The 15,811-nt window shown below is 39.7% G+C and carries 14 protein-coding genes; 4 read left to right on the top strand and 10 right to left on the bottom strand.

Annotated elements, in window-relative coordinates; all coding sequences use genetic code 11:
- Positions 1-166: 166 nt before the first annotated feature.
- Positions 167-1,978 carry a translation elongation factor 4 gene (lepA, locus tag CFPU101_RS07185; protein ID WP_206814651.1) on the bottom strand — a complete coding sequence of 604 codons (1,812 nt, stop codon included), beginning with the start codon at positions 1,976-1,978 and terminating at the stop codon, positions 167-169.
- Between the two features lie 229 nt (positions 1,979-2,207).
- Here lepA and CFPU101_RS07180 point away from each other — a divergent pair, with 229 nt between their 5' ends.
- Entirely contained in the window at positions 2,208-2,438 is a 231-nt protein-coding gene (locus CFPU101_RS07180; protein ID WP_206814811.1) for a type II toxin-antitoxin system CcdA family antitoxin, read from the top strand.
- Between the two features lie 225 nt (positions 2,439-2,663).
- Here the strand turns inward: CFPU101_RS07180 and CFPU101_RS07175 are convergent, their stop codons facing one another.
- A complete protein-coding gene (locus CFPU101_RS07175) occupies positions 2,664-3,554 on the bottom strand; it encodes a hypothetical protein (protein WP_206814650.1) in 891 nt (296 codons plus the stop codon).
- Positions 3,555-3,724: 170 nt separating this feature from the next.
- Between CFPU101_RS07175 and CFPU101_RS07170 the strand changes: the two genes are divergently transcribed.
- Positions 3,725-5,194 carry a TldD/PmbA family protein gene (locus CFPU101_RS07170; RefSeq protein WP_206814649.1) on the top strand — a complete coding sequence of 490 codons (1,470 nt, stop codon included), beginning with the start codon at positions 3,725-3,727 and terminating at the stop codon, positions 5,192-5,194.
- Positions 5,195-5,346: 152 nt separating this feature from the next.
- The gene (locus CFPU101_RS07165; protein ID WP_206814648.1) at positions 5,347-6,156 is read left to right on the top strand and encodes a tetratricopeptide repeat protein; all 810 of its coding nucleotides are present in this window, start codon (positions 5,347-5,349) and stop codon (positions 6,154-6,156) included.
- A 68-nt stretch (positions 6,157-6,224) separates the two neighbouring features.
- Here the strand turns inward: CFPU101_RS07165 and CFPU101_RS07160 are convergent, their stop codons facing one another.
- The 3 genes from CFPU101_RS07160 to CFPU101_RS07150 all read right to left on the bottom strand — a co-directional run bounded on the left by CFPU101_RS07160 (position 6,225) and on the right by CFPU101_RS07150 (position 9,481).
- Entirely contained in the window at positions 6,225-7,622 is a 1,398-nt protein-coding gene (locus CFPU101_RS07160) for a calcium-binding protein (RefSeq protein WP_206814647.1), read from the bottom strand.
- Positions 7,623-7,748: 126 nt separating this feature from the next.
- Entirely contained in the window at positions 7,749-8,426 is a 678-nt protein-coding gene (locus CFPU101_RS07155; RefSeq protein WP_206814646.1) for a response regulator transcription factor, read from the bottom strand.
- A complete protein-coding gene (locus tag CFPU101_RS07150; protein ID WP_206814645.1) occupies positions 8,423-9,481 on the bottom strand; it encodes a response regulator in 1,059 nt (352 codons plus the stop codon). The genes CFPU101_RS07155 and CFPU101_RS07150 overlap by 4 nt, the downstream gene beginning before the upstream one ends.
- 124 nt (positions 9,482-9,605) lie before the next feature.
- Between CFPU101_RS07150 and CFPU101_RS07145 the strand changes: the two genes are divergently transcribed.
- Positions 9,606-12,017, top strand: a complete 2,412-nt coding sequence (locus CFPU101_RS07145; protein WP_206814644.1) for a DUF3365 domain-containing protein — start codon at positions 9,606-9,608, stop codon at positions 12,015-12,017.
- A 10-nt stretch (positions 12,018-12,027) separates the two neighbouring features.
- Here the strand turns inward: CFPU101_RS07145 and CFPU101_RS07140 are convergent, their stop codons facing one another.
- From CFPU101_RS07140 to dnaJ, 5 genes are all read right to left on the bottom strand, one after another.
- Entirely contained in the window at positions 12,028-12,843 is an 816-nt protein-coding gene (locus CFPU101_RS07140) for a bifunctional 2-polyprenyl-6-hydroxyphenol methylase/3-demethylubiquinol 3-O-methyltransferase UbiG (protein WP_206814643.1), read from the bottom strand.
- Positions 12,840-13,088 (bottom strand): hypothetical protein, encoded by a 249-nt coding sequence (locus CFPU101_RS07135; RefSeq protein WP_206814642.1) that lies wholly within the window; start codon positions 13,086-13,088, stop codon positions 12,840-12,842. The genes CFPU101_RS07140 and CFPU101_RS07135 overlap by 4 nt, the downstream gene beginning before the upstream one ends.
- 113 nt (positions 13,089-13,201) lie before the next feature.
- Positions 13,202-14,293, bottom strand: coding sequence for a small ribosomal subunit biogenesis GTPase RsgA (gene rsgA / locus CFPU101_RS07130; protein ID WP_206814641.1), 1,092 nt, complete (start codon positions 14,291-14,293; stop codon positions 13,202-13,204).
- Between the two features lie 6 nt (positions 14,294-14,299).
- Positions 14,300-14,521, bottom strand: a complete 222-nt coding sequence (locus tag CFPU101_RS07125) for a sulfurtransferase TusA family protein (protein ID WP_206814640.1) — start codon at positions 14,519-14,521, stop codon at positions 14,300-14,302.
- Complete coding sequence (gene dnaJ / locus CFPU101_RS07120) at positions 14,518-15,645, bottom strand: molecular chaperone DnaJ (protein WP_206814639.1); 1,128 nt, start codon at positions 15,643-15,645, stop codon at positions 14,518-14,520. The genes CFPU101_RS07125 and dnaJ overlap by 4 nt, the downstream gene beginning before the upstream one ends.
- Between the last annotated feature and the right edge of the window lie 166 nt (positions 15,646-15,811).

Here is a 15,811-nt window from a genome sequence, read left to right as displayed (position 1 = left end):
CGTAATAAACTTCAGTAAAGCGGTCAGGAAAATCTGATTAATCTGAAAAGTCACGTTTCAATAGTACTTTAATGATTAGCAAATTGTCTTTTAATTCATCCCTAAAACTTAAATGGCTTGGCCAACTTTTAGCTAAGTTAACCAAGGCCTAATCTAAAATAAAGAATTACTGATTGTCCAAACGCAAAACCGCCATAAATGCTTCTTGAGGAACATCAACGGTTCCAATGGCTTTCATGCGTTTTTTACCTTTAGCCTGTTTATCGAGTAGTTTTTTCTTACGGCTAATATCCCCACCATAACACTTGGCTAGTACGTCTTTACGAAGTGCGGGAATATGTTCACTGGCAATAATTTTAGCTCCGATCGCCGCTTGAATGGGAATCTTAAACTGATGACGAGGAATTAATTCTTTCAGTTTTTCTGTCAGTCCGCGACCCACATTATAAGCTTTATCCCGATGGACAATCATCGCTAAAGCATCAACTGGATCACCATTGACTAAAATATCCAGTTTAACTAAAGGATTTTCCCGATAGCCGATCAGTTGATATTCCATACTTGCATAACCTCTTGTGCGAGATTTCATTTGATCGAAAAAGTCAGTAACGACTTCAGCAAGAGGAATTTCATAGATCAATGCGGTACGAGTTTGGGTAAAGTAACGCATATCTTTAAAGATACCGCGCCGATTTTGACACAACTCCATTAAAGTCCCCACATAGGTTTCGGGTGTGATGATTTCGACTTTAACATAAGGTTCTTCGAGTTTTAAACGGTTTTGAGGAGGGGGTAACTGACTGGGGTTATCAATTTCTTCGACTGTTTCATCCATTGTCGTCACACGATAGACTACTGATGGCGCAGTTGTAATTAGATCCAGATCGTACTCTCTTTCTAAGCGTTCTTGAACAATTTCCATGTGTAGTAGTCCCAAGAACCCGCATCGAAAACCAAAACCCATCGCAGAAGAGGTTTCAGGTTCAAAGGATAATGCAGCATCATTGAGACTCAGTTTATCTAACGCTTCTCGCAAATCTCCGTATTGATCCGCATCAGTGGGAAATAAACCACAGAATACCATCGGTTTAGCTTCAGTATAACCAGGTAATGGTTCGGTGGCACTTTGATCGGCACTTGTAATCGTATCGCCCACCCGCGCATCAGCAACCGCTTTAATGGCTGCGGCAAAGTAACCTACTTCTCCTGCGTGGAGTTCGTTGACTTGGATCTGCTGGGGAGAAAGGACACCGAGTTCATCGATTTGATATTCTTTGCCTGATGCCATCAAACGAATTTTATCGCCTTTTTTGACGGTTCCATCCATCACCCGAAAATAAACGACGACACCGCGATAAGCATCATAGTAGCTATCGAAAATTAAGGCCCGTAGCGGTTGGTTGACGGTATCTTGTGGGGGGGGAACTTGTCGGACGATCGCTTCTAAAATGTCATCAATTCCTAACCCTGCTTTCGCCGAAGCTTTGATCACGTTACTACAATCTAAACCCACGATTTCTTCAATTTCATTGGCTACTCGTTCGGGTTCAGCACTGGGGAGATCGATTTTATTTAAAATGGGAATAATTTCGAGATTATTTTCTAAAGCGAGATACACGTTAGCCAAGGTTTGCGCTTCTACTCCTTGAGACGCATCAACCACTAATAAAGCTCCTTCACAAGCAGCGAGTGAACGGGATACCTCATAGGAGAAATCGACGTGTCCTGGAGTATCAATCAGGTTAATCACATAGTGTTGACCATCTTTGGCGGTATAATTCATTCTAGCCGCTTGAAGCTTGATCGTAATGCCGCGTTCCCGTTCAAGATCCATATTATCGAGAAATTGTTCTTTCATTTCCCGTTGTTCGACGGTTCCTGTTAGCTGCAACATACGATCGGCCAAAGTCGATTTGCCGTGATCGATGTGGGCAATAATTGAAAAGTTACGAATGCGAGAAACAGGAACGTCAGTCATATATCCGTGGGGGGTTGAAAAAATCAAGAATCCTTAATCTATTTTAAAGTTCTTTGTCAAATCTTGGTAAAATCATCATTGGTACTATTTTTGTGAAAATAAATACAAGGAACCCAGTTAAGTTTTGACTAAAAGGCATACTTTCATGTCATAGCAGATCGTTAAAACTGTTGAATGATTACAATAGGAAAGGAAGATCCAAGCAATGGAGGAACCAAACTTTAAGTCTATGAGTGAAAATGCCATGCCTACTCAACGCACAGCCGATAAGGTCGAGATTTCTATCCATCTTGACTCAGAAGTTTTAGAACAAATCAAGCATCTCACCAACGATCCGAGTCGAGTCATCGAAACAGCGATTAAACAATGGTTAAGAGGTGAAAGAGATCAAGATGATGATTTAACTCGTACTTTTAAGCGTAATCCTCCATTACCCCCTAAAGGTGAATGGAACGATTAAATTTAGTCAGCGTACTTTTGCTCTTGTCTTTAAATTCAGTTGTGATAAATGAAAAACTTATGATCCGCTTCGCATAACATTTTTGTGGAAAATTTCATCACGCAATTTTCAATTGGTTTTAGGGAATTTTAGAGCAATAGCTTGCTAAACTATAAGCTATTGAATTTCGTGTCTGAAGTGATCAATGAAGATGTGATCGCTTTTTAAGCGGGTTGAGCCGAATTTCTAATTATTTTTTTTCAGCAAAAATTCTGTGCCTGAAATCTCACCAAATATTTGATTAGAATATTCAAGGACTTCGGAATTGTTGATCAATTCTATGAAAAAAGGATGCTCCGCCATCAATTTCCATCTTTCTGTTACTTTCATTTTAGAGCCTTGCTCTTTTAAACTCAAACCATCAAAAGAACTTCCGCCACCTTGTTCTTTAACTCGCTCAAATTCTGCATCCGAAAACTCTAAATCGAGTTGTTTGGCAAGTTGTTGACGATAGTCTATTTCAGAACACCATAAATTATAATTAATACAAATTTTATTGTTTTTTAAAAAATTAGTTTCACCTAAAAATTCTTGAGCATAGCTTAACCATAATTTCACACTTTCATTAGTCACTAATGTATGATGTTTATCGTATTGATTCTTGTTGATATACATTTTGATGCGACTCGCAAAACAATTAAATGGATCTCTTAAAATTAGTAGATCATAACGCTTGGCACTTTTTCCTAAATACAAATCATGTTTTTTTTCAAAACTTTGATGAACAATGTCTTCTAGTCGATGATCTTCATAGCTATAGATTAATAATTCTTTTTCGGTAAAATTTCCCAAAGCTTCTCGCTTAAGTCTTTCAGTGGGATAATGTTCGTAAAGAAATCGATAAGGATTACATTTAACTCGAAGATTATTTAAGTGTGTTACATCTTCTCCATACTGTTTCCAGATCCAGTTAATAATCGCATGATTACCACTTCTTTTTAACCCAATTACTCTGATTTCTTTTTGATTAACAATTTTAGAAGATTGATTAAAACTACGAGTCAAGTCCTGCACACTATATTCAAAGTTTCTCTTGGCTCGCCGCAGTTTATTAACAAATGGAGTAAGTTGATTCATCTGGAATAGCCTAAATTCTCTGTGAATTATATAACAATTAATACTGAATGCAAAGGAAAATCAGCTGAAAATTCCGAAAAATAATAGCTCCTCATGGAGACAGCGCTTAGAGTGTAGATCTTGTTAGACTGTTAGATATCAGCAATTGATCAATCTGATTTTACCGATTTATGCCATCCTCTTTACTCATTTCCAAAGAAATCCCCTCCTTGCAGTATAGTCCGAGTCTCGATCGCTTTGACCTGACTTGGGAATCTCCACTGGCTACCCTTCTCGGTTTAGGACGTGCTGCGGGTGCCGATTTTATTGAATTTTTCTTAGAAAAAGTTAATTATATCAGTTGTCTGGCTGAAAATGATCTGATCACTAGCATTGCCCCTCGTTTGTCTACTGGTGCGGGAATTAGAGTCTTTCGCGGAAAAGCTGACTGTTATGTTAGTACAAATGACTTATCTTTTAATGGACTGAAAAACGCTCTTGAAAAAGGATTATCGATTCTTGGTTTAACGCTTCCCTCTCCAAATGCGTTTATTCCTGAAATTAATCTAGAAATGCTGCGAGACTATGCCAGCGCGAAAGGGAAAGAAAATTGGCTTTCTCAAAGTAGTTCAATGCAAGAAATGGGCGATATTTTACTTTCGGCTAATGATTATATCAACAAAAAAGCGTCTCATGTCCAATCGCGTCGGGCGGCATATTTCCGTGACTGGCAAGAAGTTCTAGTAGCGTCTTCTGATGGGACTTTTGCTCGTGATATTCGCTTAACTCAGTCTGTTGGCTACAATTTATTGTGTGCTGATGGTGCAAATCGTTCTTCAATTGGTAAACGCGCTGGAAATACAAGTGATCCTGGTTTCTTGAGAACTTGGAACTATCAAACAGATGCCGAAGATGTGGCAGAGTCGGCGGGTAAAATGCTCTATGCTGATTATGTAGAGTCGGGAACCTATCCGATCATCATGGCTAATCATTTCGGTGGGGTGATTTTTCATGAAGCGTGCGGACATCTTTTAGAAACAACACAAATCGAACAAAAAACGACTCCTTTTATCGATAAAAAAGGCGAAAAAATTGCCCACGAAAATCTAACTGCATGGGATGAAGGGCTATCAAGTAATGCTTTTGGTACGATCGATATGGATGATGAAGGAATGCCTGCTCAACGGACATTATTGATTGAAAATGGCATCTTAAAGAATTTTATCGCTGATCGTGCTGGTTCGATTAATACTGGACATCCCCGCACTGGTAGTGGTAGACGACAAAGTTATGCTTATGCGGCTGCGTCTCGGATGAGAAATACCTATATCGCGTCTGGGGACTACACTTTAGAGGATTTATTTGCTTCTGTCGATAAAGGCATTTATTGTAAAAAAATGGGCGGTGGTAGCGTCGGTGCAACGGGTGAATTTAACTTTGCCGTCGATGAGGCATATTTAGTCGAAAATGGCAAGCTCACTAAACCATTAAAAGGTGCTACTCTGATTGGTGAAGCAAAAGAAATTATGAATAAAATTTCCATGTGTTCGCAAGATTTAGGACTAGCGGCGGGTTTCTGTGGCTCTGTTAGTGGTAGCGTTTATGTAACCGTCGGGCAACCTCATTTAAAAGTCGATTCAATTACCGTTGGTGGACGCTAGATCTTAACCTCGGAAGGCGGTCATCGCAGGCACTACCCTTGCAGGGAAGTGTACCGATGACATTTTGATACAATTTGTAGAATAGATGAGAACCGCTCGCATTCATAGACGATACGGTTCTTTTTCAATAAAAAAATAATGGTTAATTAATTATGAAACGTTGGTTTTTAAGTTTATTGTGTGGATTGTTGATTCTAAGTATATCTTGGAGTGCGAGCGCGGCTGAAACTCCTTTCCTTTCCTTTACAGAAGAACAATTACAACAGGGGGAAGAAATCGCTAAAAAAGCACTAGAAGCGACCAATAAAGGCGATTTTGTGCAAGCAGAGGCTTATTGGACACAGTTAACCGAAGACTTTCCGACGAATCCTGCGGTGTGGAGTAACCGAGGTAATGCTAGAGTCAGTCAACATAAACTAGAAGAGGCTATTAGTGATTATAATCAAGCGATTCAACTCGCACCCGATGCGGCTGATCCTTATTTAAACCGAGGTGCAGCTTTAGAAGGACAGGGACACTATACGGAGGCGATCGCAGACTATAATAAAATTTTAGAAATCGCGCCAGATGATGCGATGGCTTATAATAACCGAGGCAATGCCAAAGCAGGTTTAGGGGAGTGGGATGACGCTTTAGCAGATTACAAAAAAGCGGCTAATATGGCTCCTAGTTTTGCTTGGGCTAATGCGAATGTTGCTGTAACACTCTACCAATTAGGACAAAAAGACGAAGCTTTGCGAGTAATGCGAAATATAGTCAGAAAATACCCGATGTTTCCTGATATGAGGGCAGCTTTAACGGCGACACTGTGGGAAAAAGGATTACAAGGAGAAGCAGAAAGTAACTGGGTTGCAACCGTTGGTATGGATAGTCGCTATCAAGATTTAGAATGGGTTAAAACGATTCGGAGATGGCCACCTAATATGATCTCTGCCTTAGATAAATTTTTAAATCTCAAATAAGATTAATCATACAATAGTAGAGACGGTCTATAGTACGTCTCTACAAATATAATTAATCAACAATTCAGTTAAACATAAATAACAGAATTACTCGCTAGACTTAAATTAGAAACATCGGCTAGAATTGCCACCAGATTAGAAGAACTCCCGTTACTGTAGTAGATGAAAGTATCCGCCAACCCAGTACCATAACCTGTACCTCCTCCAACACTGAGTAGATAGTTGCTAGAATTGCCATGTAGTTGAAGTTTATCGCCTTCAGAGACTTTGAAATCAGCAATTACAGCGTAATCATAGTTACCCGCAGGAAGTCCAGGATAGTTATAGAAAGCTCGATTGGCATCACCCATAATAAACTTATCAGCACCCGTTCCACCTGCTAGATTATCCACTTCATAACTACCACCGTAAGCATTCAGAACGTCATTACCTGTGCCACCATTGAGATAGTCATTACCAGTACCACCAATTAGGGTATCCTTTCCATCGCCACCATTAAGAGTATTGCCATTATTATTAGCAAAGATTATGTTATTAAGGTTGTTGCCGGTACCGATTGTTGCACTACCATTGAGGATTAGAGTTTCAACGTTGGCGGTTAGGGTATAGTTAACAGTAGAGTAAACGGTATCTGTTCCACTATTTGCGGCTTCTACAACTACATCGCCACTGCTATTAACATAGAAAGTATCGTTACCCGCACCACCATTGAGTAGGTTATTGCCAGTTCCACCATTGAGAGTATCGCTACCTGCACCACCATTGAGCGTATCATTGCCATCGCCACCACTGAGAAAATTATTAGCCGCACTTCCTGTAATGACATCACTACCATAACTACCGATGATGTTTTCAACGCCTCTAAGTGTATCGGCTAAATTGCTGCCTTCAGCAGGAAACGTCACCACCCCAGTCGCTAGGTTAGCATTAATGCCAAAGCTATAAAAATCATAAGTAACCGTATCTACACCCGCCCCACCATCGATGAGATCGAAACCTAAACCACCATCAAGAAAATCATCGCCATTTTCCCCATAGATAGAGTCATTGCCCCAGTCACCATAGATAGAATCATTGCCATCACCACCTTTGATCACATTATTGTCTGCACTACCGACAATGCGATCGCTCCCACGACTACCAATTAAGTTTTCAACACCGTAAACTGTATCACTTCCAGTACCATTACCTGGAAAACTAACTACTCCAGTCGCTAAGTTAGCATTAATTCCACCACTATAAAAATTATAGCTAACTGTATCTACGCCATTTCCGCCAACTATGAGATCAAAGCCGAAACCACCATCAATAAAATCGTCGCCATTTCCACCATAGATACTATCATTAAAACTACTACCGATTAGGGTGTCGTTGCCATCATTACCGTACATTAGCCAGGGTTCATAAATTTGAATCAGTCTTGCATCAAAAGAGTCATTTGCGTTAGAACCATTGTAAGTAGCCATCTTTTTATCTTCCTGTGTTAATGAGGTTTCCCTCGGTTTCTATAGTCCTAATGTATGGCGAGGGGGCAGTTCTTCTCATCTGAGCAATGTCACAACACAAGAATGACAAATGTCATGATCACTGTTTTAATGATTAGGATCTTCTAACCACGAAAGAAAAGTATTAGCAATAATGGCGGCTTGAGTCCGATCACGTAAGTTGAGGCGAGTTAAAATATGAGTAATATGGTTTCTCACGGTTCCTTCTGAAAGAAACAGCGTTTGTGCAATTTCTCGATTACTCTGTCCTTGAGCAATCATACATAAAATTTGTCGTTCTCTAGCGGTGAGGTCTTTCATCCCCGACGGTAATAACTGTTCTTTTGGTTGAGGGGTTGAAACATAGGTGAGCATTTTTTCAACAATACCAGGGCCAAACTGAGTATAGCCTTTATCAATGGAGCGAATGGCTTCGGCTAATTCTTCAATGGGTGTATCTTTTAATAAGTAACCTTTAGCACCCACTCTTAGGGCTTCTGTTACATATTGAGCATCATCAAAGGTAGTTAGTACAAGAATTTTAGTTTCGGGAAATTTTTGACAGATTTGTTGAGTTGCTGCGACACCATCCATCACAGGCATCCGAATATCCATTAGTACAAGGTCTAGCGGTTGGGATACGGTGTGAAATAATTCGACAAGTTCGATCGCTTGTTGACCGTTGCTAGCTTCTCCAACAATTTTAAAATCAGTTTTAGTCTCTAATAAACTTTTTAAACCGCGACGGATAATCTCTTGATCTTCAACTAATAAAATGTGAATCATATTTTCGGTAAATTAGCGATAATTTGACAACCCTGTCCAGGCTGACTGATAATTTCTAGATGACCATTGAGCGAAGATATCCGCTCATACATTCCCTGTAACCCATATCCCGAAAGCTCTGCATCGACTCGAAAACCTTGACCATTATCGCAGACTTTGACCTGTAACCCCGTGTCCGTCGATTGAATCTGAATTTGTACTGATGTTGCTCCTGCATATTTACATATATTTGTCAAGCTTTCTTGGACAATTCGATAGATGACGGTGCCAACTTGCTGCGAGACTGGAGCATTGAGCGCGATTTCAGTTATAGGTAAGATTCCCATCATCGAGTGAAATTCTTGAGCGAGTTTAGCGATCGCAGTTTCTAAGAATTGACCGTTCCATTGTTCTGAGCGCAGTTCTCCGACGGATTGACGAACGGCTTTTAGGGCTTCTGCGCCGAGTTTTCTGGCTTCTACTAAAAACTGATGCGCTTGATGAGTATTATTCGCCCACAAAGCCAAGGCGGTTTCCATTTGGATATTGAGAGCAACAAGGATATGACCTAAAGAATCATGAATATCACGGGCGATGCGGTTTCTTTCTTCTAGGGTGGCTAATTCTTCAATACGTTGATTGAGGGCTTGTTCTTGCGCGAGGGCATTCATTAACTGTGTTTGTAGACGACGTATGGCGAGTTGATGTTCGACGCGGGCGAGGACTTCTTCAACTTGAAACGGTTTAGTAATATAGTCCACACCACCTACAGCAAAAGCCTTAACTTTATCAAACGACTCGCTTAAGGCACTGATAAAAATAATTGGTATTGCTTGAGTTTTGGGGTTTGCTTTGAGTCGTTGACAGACTTGATAACCGTCCATGTCTGGCATCGTAATATCTAGCAAAATCAAATCGGGGGGTTGTGCTTGAACACCCATCAAAGCAGATGAACCATTTTTAACGCTACGAACCTCGTATTTTTGTTCCGTCAACATCGTAGACAAGAAGCGCAAGTTATCAGGCGTATCATCGACGATTAAAATGTCTCCTCGCTTGTCCGAACTCAAATTCATAACATTTTTTTAAGGATACGAAGAACTATCCTGCCAATATTATTTTATTTTAAAGTTTATAAATATCGATGTGATTAAGTGATAAAACGGTAAAAAAGCTAATTTATTACGCGACATCCGTCCAATGCTCAAAAACCTAAAATTAGGAACTCAATTTACTTTATTACTAACGATCGTCTTTTTGATCGGCATCATTGTAAGTAGCCTAATTTTATGGCAAACTATACAACACGAGGCAGAAGCGGATATTGCCAGAAAATCAGAACTTTTGATGCAGACAATGAATTCGGTCAGAAGTTATACCGATAATTATGTTAGCCCACTTTTTAAAGAGCAGTTAACAACATCTAAGGAGTTTGTTCGAGAATCGGTACCCGCATTTGCAGCAAGAGAAATTTTTGAGCGATTTCGAGATCGTCCAGAATATCACAGTTTTTTCTATAAAGAAGCAGCACCAAACCCAACCAATACCCGCGATCAAGCTGATGAATTTGAAACAAAGATTGTTGCACATTTTCAACTACAGCCTGATTTAAAGTCTCTTTCTGATTATCGTGTGGTGGATGGAAAAAAGCTATTTTATGTGGCGCGTCCTTTAGTGATGAAACAATCTAGCTGTCTTCAGTGTCACGGAAATCCTAAGAACGCACCCAAAAGCTTGATCAATACTTATGGTAGCCAAAACGGTTTTGATTGGCGATTAAATGATGTCATTGCTGCACAAATTCTCTATATTCCAGCGGATGAAGTTTTTCAACATCGACAGCGATATTTAACGCTGATTATGCTGATTTTTGGTAGTGTGTTTATGATCGCTCTACTCTCACTCAACGGATTATTAAAACGGCGTGTCATTCAACCGATTAAACAATTAACAGCGATCGCTAGTCAAATCACTGGCGGACGAATCACAAGCGCACAAATTAAGGCGTTTGATAGTCCTAGAATGATGAAAGTAGCTCAACGTTCCGATGAACCAGGACAACTCGCCCGTAGCTTTCAACGGATGGCGCACGAAGTTTCAGCCCGTGAAAAAAATCTTAATCAAGCTGTAGAACAACGTACCGCACAACTCGCCGCTAGTACCAAAGAAGCTCAAAAAGCTAAAGCTGAAGCCGAAGAAGCCAGTAACGCCAAAAGTCAGTTTCTCGCTCATATGAGTCATGAACTCCGTACACCTCTTAATGTGATCTTGGGTTTCACTCAGTTATTGACTCGTAATGGTTCTTTAAATGTTCAACAGCAAGAGTATTTAGGCATGATTAGCCGCAGTGGTGAACATTTGTTAACTTTAATCAATAATGTGCTGGACTTATCGAAAATCGAAGCAGGAAAAACAACACTTAAAGAAAATGATTGCGATCTCTATGAACTTTTGCACTCTTTAGAGCAAATGCTACGCTCTCTAGCTGAATCTAAAGAATTAAAATTGATTTTTCCCAATACTAACCATTTACCACGCTACATTTACACGGATGAGGGCAAACTGCGTCAAGTCTTATTAAATCTTATTAGTAATGCAATCAAATTTACAGATCAAGGACGAGTCACTCTGCAAGTAGGTATTAAAAAAATCGACTTTTTAAACCCTGAACGTTTAACTTTATTTTTTGAAGTCAAGGATACGGGAAAAGGAATTGAAAAGAAAGAACTTGAGCATTTATTTGAACCATTTGTCCAAGCAGAAGCGAACAAAAATACTCATGAAGGCACAGGTTTAGGTTTACCCATCAGTCAAGAATTTGTACGTCTTTTGGGTGGAGAAATTAAAGTATATTCACAAGTCGGAGTTGGTACGATTTTTGAGTTTGAGATTCAAACCCAACTAAGCAAAGCCAAAAACTCGCCATTTTTATCCAATCATCAGCAAGTCATCGGTTTAGAATTGGGACAGCCCACCTATCGTATTTTAATTGTCGATGATCAATTAGAAAATCGTCGGTTACTCGTTGATTTAATCAAACCTATTGGCTTTGATGTTCGTGAAGCCGAAAATGGACTAGAAGCGGTGAAATTATGTCAAAAATGGATACCTCATCTGATTTGGATGGATATCCATATGCCCGTGATGGATGGTTTAACTGCGTCTCAACAGATCAAAGCTCTAGTTAATCCTACTCCTGTTATTATTGCTTTGATGGGAAGTGGTTTTGAGGACGATCGCATGAGTACTTATGCAGCAGGATGTGATGGTTTTATGCGTAAGCCTTTCCAAACTGAAATGATCTTTGAAACAATGTCCGTTCACCTCGGAATTCGCTATCTTTACAGCACAAAACAAGAGTTTAAAAAACCTGTCTCATCTGCTCCTAAGCCGCCCTTGACAATTTCTGATTTATCGGTTATGCCTGCCGACTGGGTTGAACAATTACAGCAAGCAGCAGCTAGAGTGAATGCTAAACAGATTCTTCAATTGATTGAACAAATTCCGCCATCTCATGCGGATCTTAAAGATGCTTTGACTGAATTAACCGATCAGTTTTGTTTTGAAGAAATTGTTACTTTAACTCAAAATTATCAAAAAAATGCCAAATAAGAGAAATATTTTAGATTTTTTGGGCAACCTGAACCGCCGACAGATAGGAAAGTGATATTTTCCCGTCGTAGTCTTTCTCGATTTTTTCTCTTATTCCATCAAATAACGCATCTCTCGCACTAGAATCTAACCCAATATAGGGCGAAAATGTACTGAGTAGAATTAAATAATCATCAATGTTATACGTTTTCTCACACGGGATATGTTTAGAGACTAAATCTTTAAAATAACCCGACTCAATAACATCTTGTCCCAGTTCTTGCAGGATTTCTTTTTGTCTGTTTTGACTTTCATAAAGCATTAAAGAGGGTGCGTAAAGCTCATACACTTCATTTAATGTTTGATACACTTCGTATGTAGGTTGCATACTCAGATTCCAGAACAAAATCAAAAAACCTTGATCCTGTAAGGCTTCAGATGCTTTGATATACCGATCTTCAGCAGGTATCCAATGAAAAGAATTAGCGGCTAAAAAAGCATTAAATGTTTTTTCTTCTCTTTGCCATTCTTCAAATAAAGTTTGTTGAATCTCTACATTAGAATAAGATTGACAATTTTGACGTGCTAACTCACACATTTGGAAACTGGGTTCTAGACCAAGCATCGAAAAACCCAATTCAGCAAAAGCGACTGTGGCAATTCCAGGCCCGCATCCTACCTCAAGAATGGTGCTTTCTGGTGATAATTGGGCTAATTCAACTGCCCATTCAATCAATTGTGAAAGATAGCGAGGTCTAGCATAATCATAGGCTTTAGCAACGGAAGAATACCAAGTTTTTCTCTGTGTTGCATTTTGATCAAGCCATTGATATGCTTTGTTTTTCATGAATAGTACTTGCTGTATCTACGATAATCAGAACAATCGATCGCCTGTTCTGTATTGGCGATTTTTGGATGCAATGTACATTTTAATCGATGATCATTAGTAAAATATTGGCAGTTTGCACAAGGTATTTCGTGCATGGTTTTGGCTACTTCAATCGTATCTTTAACGACACTTCCAAGTGTCCAACCAACCATTCCTAATAAGCTTACTGTCGTCATTAATCCTAAAACACTTAAGATTTCCATAGCTTTTTGATTACCTAAAGACAAATACTCTTAACAATTCTTATTTTCTATGGTAGAGGATTGATTGCCCTCTCATCTAAGGCTTATTTTGATTAATTCTTTGTGAAGAATCATTACCAATTTTCCTCGGTATCTACTAGATCTTGCAATGTTTGATTTTCATAACGTTCTTGTAAATTTTGCTGTTTTTGCCGTCGAGAAGGGCGACGATATTTCTTACTCTCTAATTTTGGCTCATATTGGTGTGATCCAGAGCTTTTAACTTTCAGTTTTAGGGTTGTTTCTTCATCAGGAAGTTGGGCTAAATTAGACGAAAGAGCGATCGCTTCTTCTAAAAACTTTAAATAATGTTCGTAGCGTTCCCAGTCTCCTCTGACGACGCAATTCGGTTCTGTGCGGTGTAAACAGTCATTAAACTGACAATTGCCCTGATTTAAGCGTTGTCTTGCTTCGGGAAACAAATAAGCGAGTTCATCGGGAGTACAATCAAGATCAGGTTGATTAAAACCAGGAGTATCCGCAATTAATCCACCACTGGATAAAGTAAATAATTCAACATGACGTGTTGTATGACGACCTTTTAAGAGTTTTCCTGATACTGATCCGATTCTTTGTTCAACATCAGGAATTAAACGGTTAATCAAACTCGATTTCCCAACTCCTGACGGCCCTGCCAATATGCTAATCTTACGCTGTAAACGCGCTTGTAATTCTTCGACTCCAGAGTTAAGAGCAACACTTAGAAAAATCGGTTGATAACCCCATTCATTTAGACGATCTTGCCATGCTTGCTGTTGTTCTGGTGTAATTAGATCTGATTTATTTAAACACAAACATAGCTCTAAATTAGTCGATTCTGCTTTGATTAAAAAACGACTAAGTTGCCAAGGATCTAAACTCGGTTCTTGTAGGGCGAAAACGAGTAAGATTTGTTCCGCATTGGCTACGGGAGGGCGTTGGAACTCGGTTTGACGCGGCAATACTTCCCTTATGGCACCTCGTCTATCTTGCCAGTCTGGTTCGACTACGATAACACGATCGCCCACCATCACTTTTTGACCAATTTTTTTTAGACGGGTGCGACGAGTGCAAAGTAAAAAATGATCGCTATGTTGATCATCTATTTGCACATGATAGTAGTTCGCTTGTACTGCTATAACAATACCTTGTAAACTTGTGTTCTCGCTTAAGATAGAATCATTCACGTTAAATTAACGACGCACGTGTAGAACAAAAAAACCGTCATTTTCTTTAATATTTTCGATGGTATAGCCTTCTACGGTTAAGCTTTGGGGGACTTGTTCGATCGGTTCGCCCGCATCTAACCAAACCTCTAACAACTCTCCTAATGGCATTTGTTCTAGTTTTAGCTTAGTCCGAACAAAATTAATCGGACAAGGCGTACCTCTAAGATCTAAAGTGACTTGACTCATTTTTGAAAGAGTCCTCCTAAAAAGCCTTCTATACCACCCTTTCCGTGACTATCACCTTTGAGCTTAGCGAGTTTTTCGAGTAATTCTCGTTCCTCACTATTGATGCGCGTCGGAATAGAGACTTTAATCGTAAACAGATGATCCCCTCTGAGGGTTGGGCTACCCAGTTTTGGCACACCTTTACTCTGTAATGTTAAAACCGTATTCGGTTGAGTTCCCGCAGGTAGGACTAAATCTTCTGAACCATCTACTGTATTAACTTTTAAAGTACAGCCTAAAATAGCTTGAAGATAACTCACCGTCAGATCAGTTTTAATATCAAAGCCATCCCGTTTAAATTCCTCATCAGGTTCAACCGTGATATACACATATAAATCCCCTGGTGGCCCACCTTTTAGCCCCGCATCACCTTCGGCTGCAACTCTGAGACGATTATTATTATCAACACCTGGGGGAATCGTAATTTTAAGTTTTTTGGTTTCTTGCTTGCGTCCAACACCGCTACAGACTTCGCATTTTTCTTCAATCACTTCACCTGTTCCGTTACAAGTTGGACAGGTAGAAACTTGAGCAAAAGTACCAAAAGGAGTACGGGTAGCGCGTCGAACTTGTCCTACTCCGTTACAGGTTGTACAGCTTTTCGATCCTGTGCCAGATTTTGCGCCACTGCCTTGACAAGTTTGACAGGTTTCTAGATGACGAATCCGAATTTCTTTTTCACCACCAAAAACAGCTTCTTTAAATTTAAGTTTAAAATCAAGTCTGAGGTCATCGCCACGAGTGGGGCCATTACGCCGACGGGTTTGCCCACCTGCGTTCATATTACCGAAACCGCCAAAAATCGTCTCAAAAATATCGGCAAATCCGCCAAAATCGCCATATTCTCCGCCTGCGCCCGCACCCGAAGCTACGCCCGCCTCGCCAAATTTATCGTATCTAGAACGGGTTTCGGGTTCTGAAAGAATTTCGTAAGCGCGATTAATTTCTTTAAAACGTTCTTCTGCTCCAGCTTCTTTGTTAACATCTGGATGATATTTTCTAGCTAGACGGCGATAAGCTCGTTTGATTTCTTCTTTGTCTGCGTCTCTGGGAACTCCGAGAATTTCGTAATAATCACCTGGCATAGAACGGCTTTATTTCTTTTGTTGGTAATGATCGAATGGGTCTAGATGCTACTCTAACAAACTATAGACAAAAATTAACACCTTTATCCAATTAATACTAGGGATTTATTTCAAATATCGTATTTGATGAAATTTTTCTAGAGAATTAAACTAAGCCGACGTGTCA

It is taken from the genome of Chroococcus sp. FPU101, assembly GCF_017312365.1.
Lineage (GTDB): Bacteria > Cyanobacteriota > Cyanobacteriia > Cyanobacteriales > Microcystaceae > Chroococcus.
This window is presented reverse-complemented; position numbering and strand designations above follow the sequence as displayed.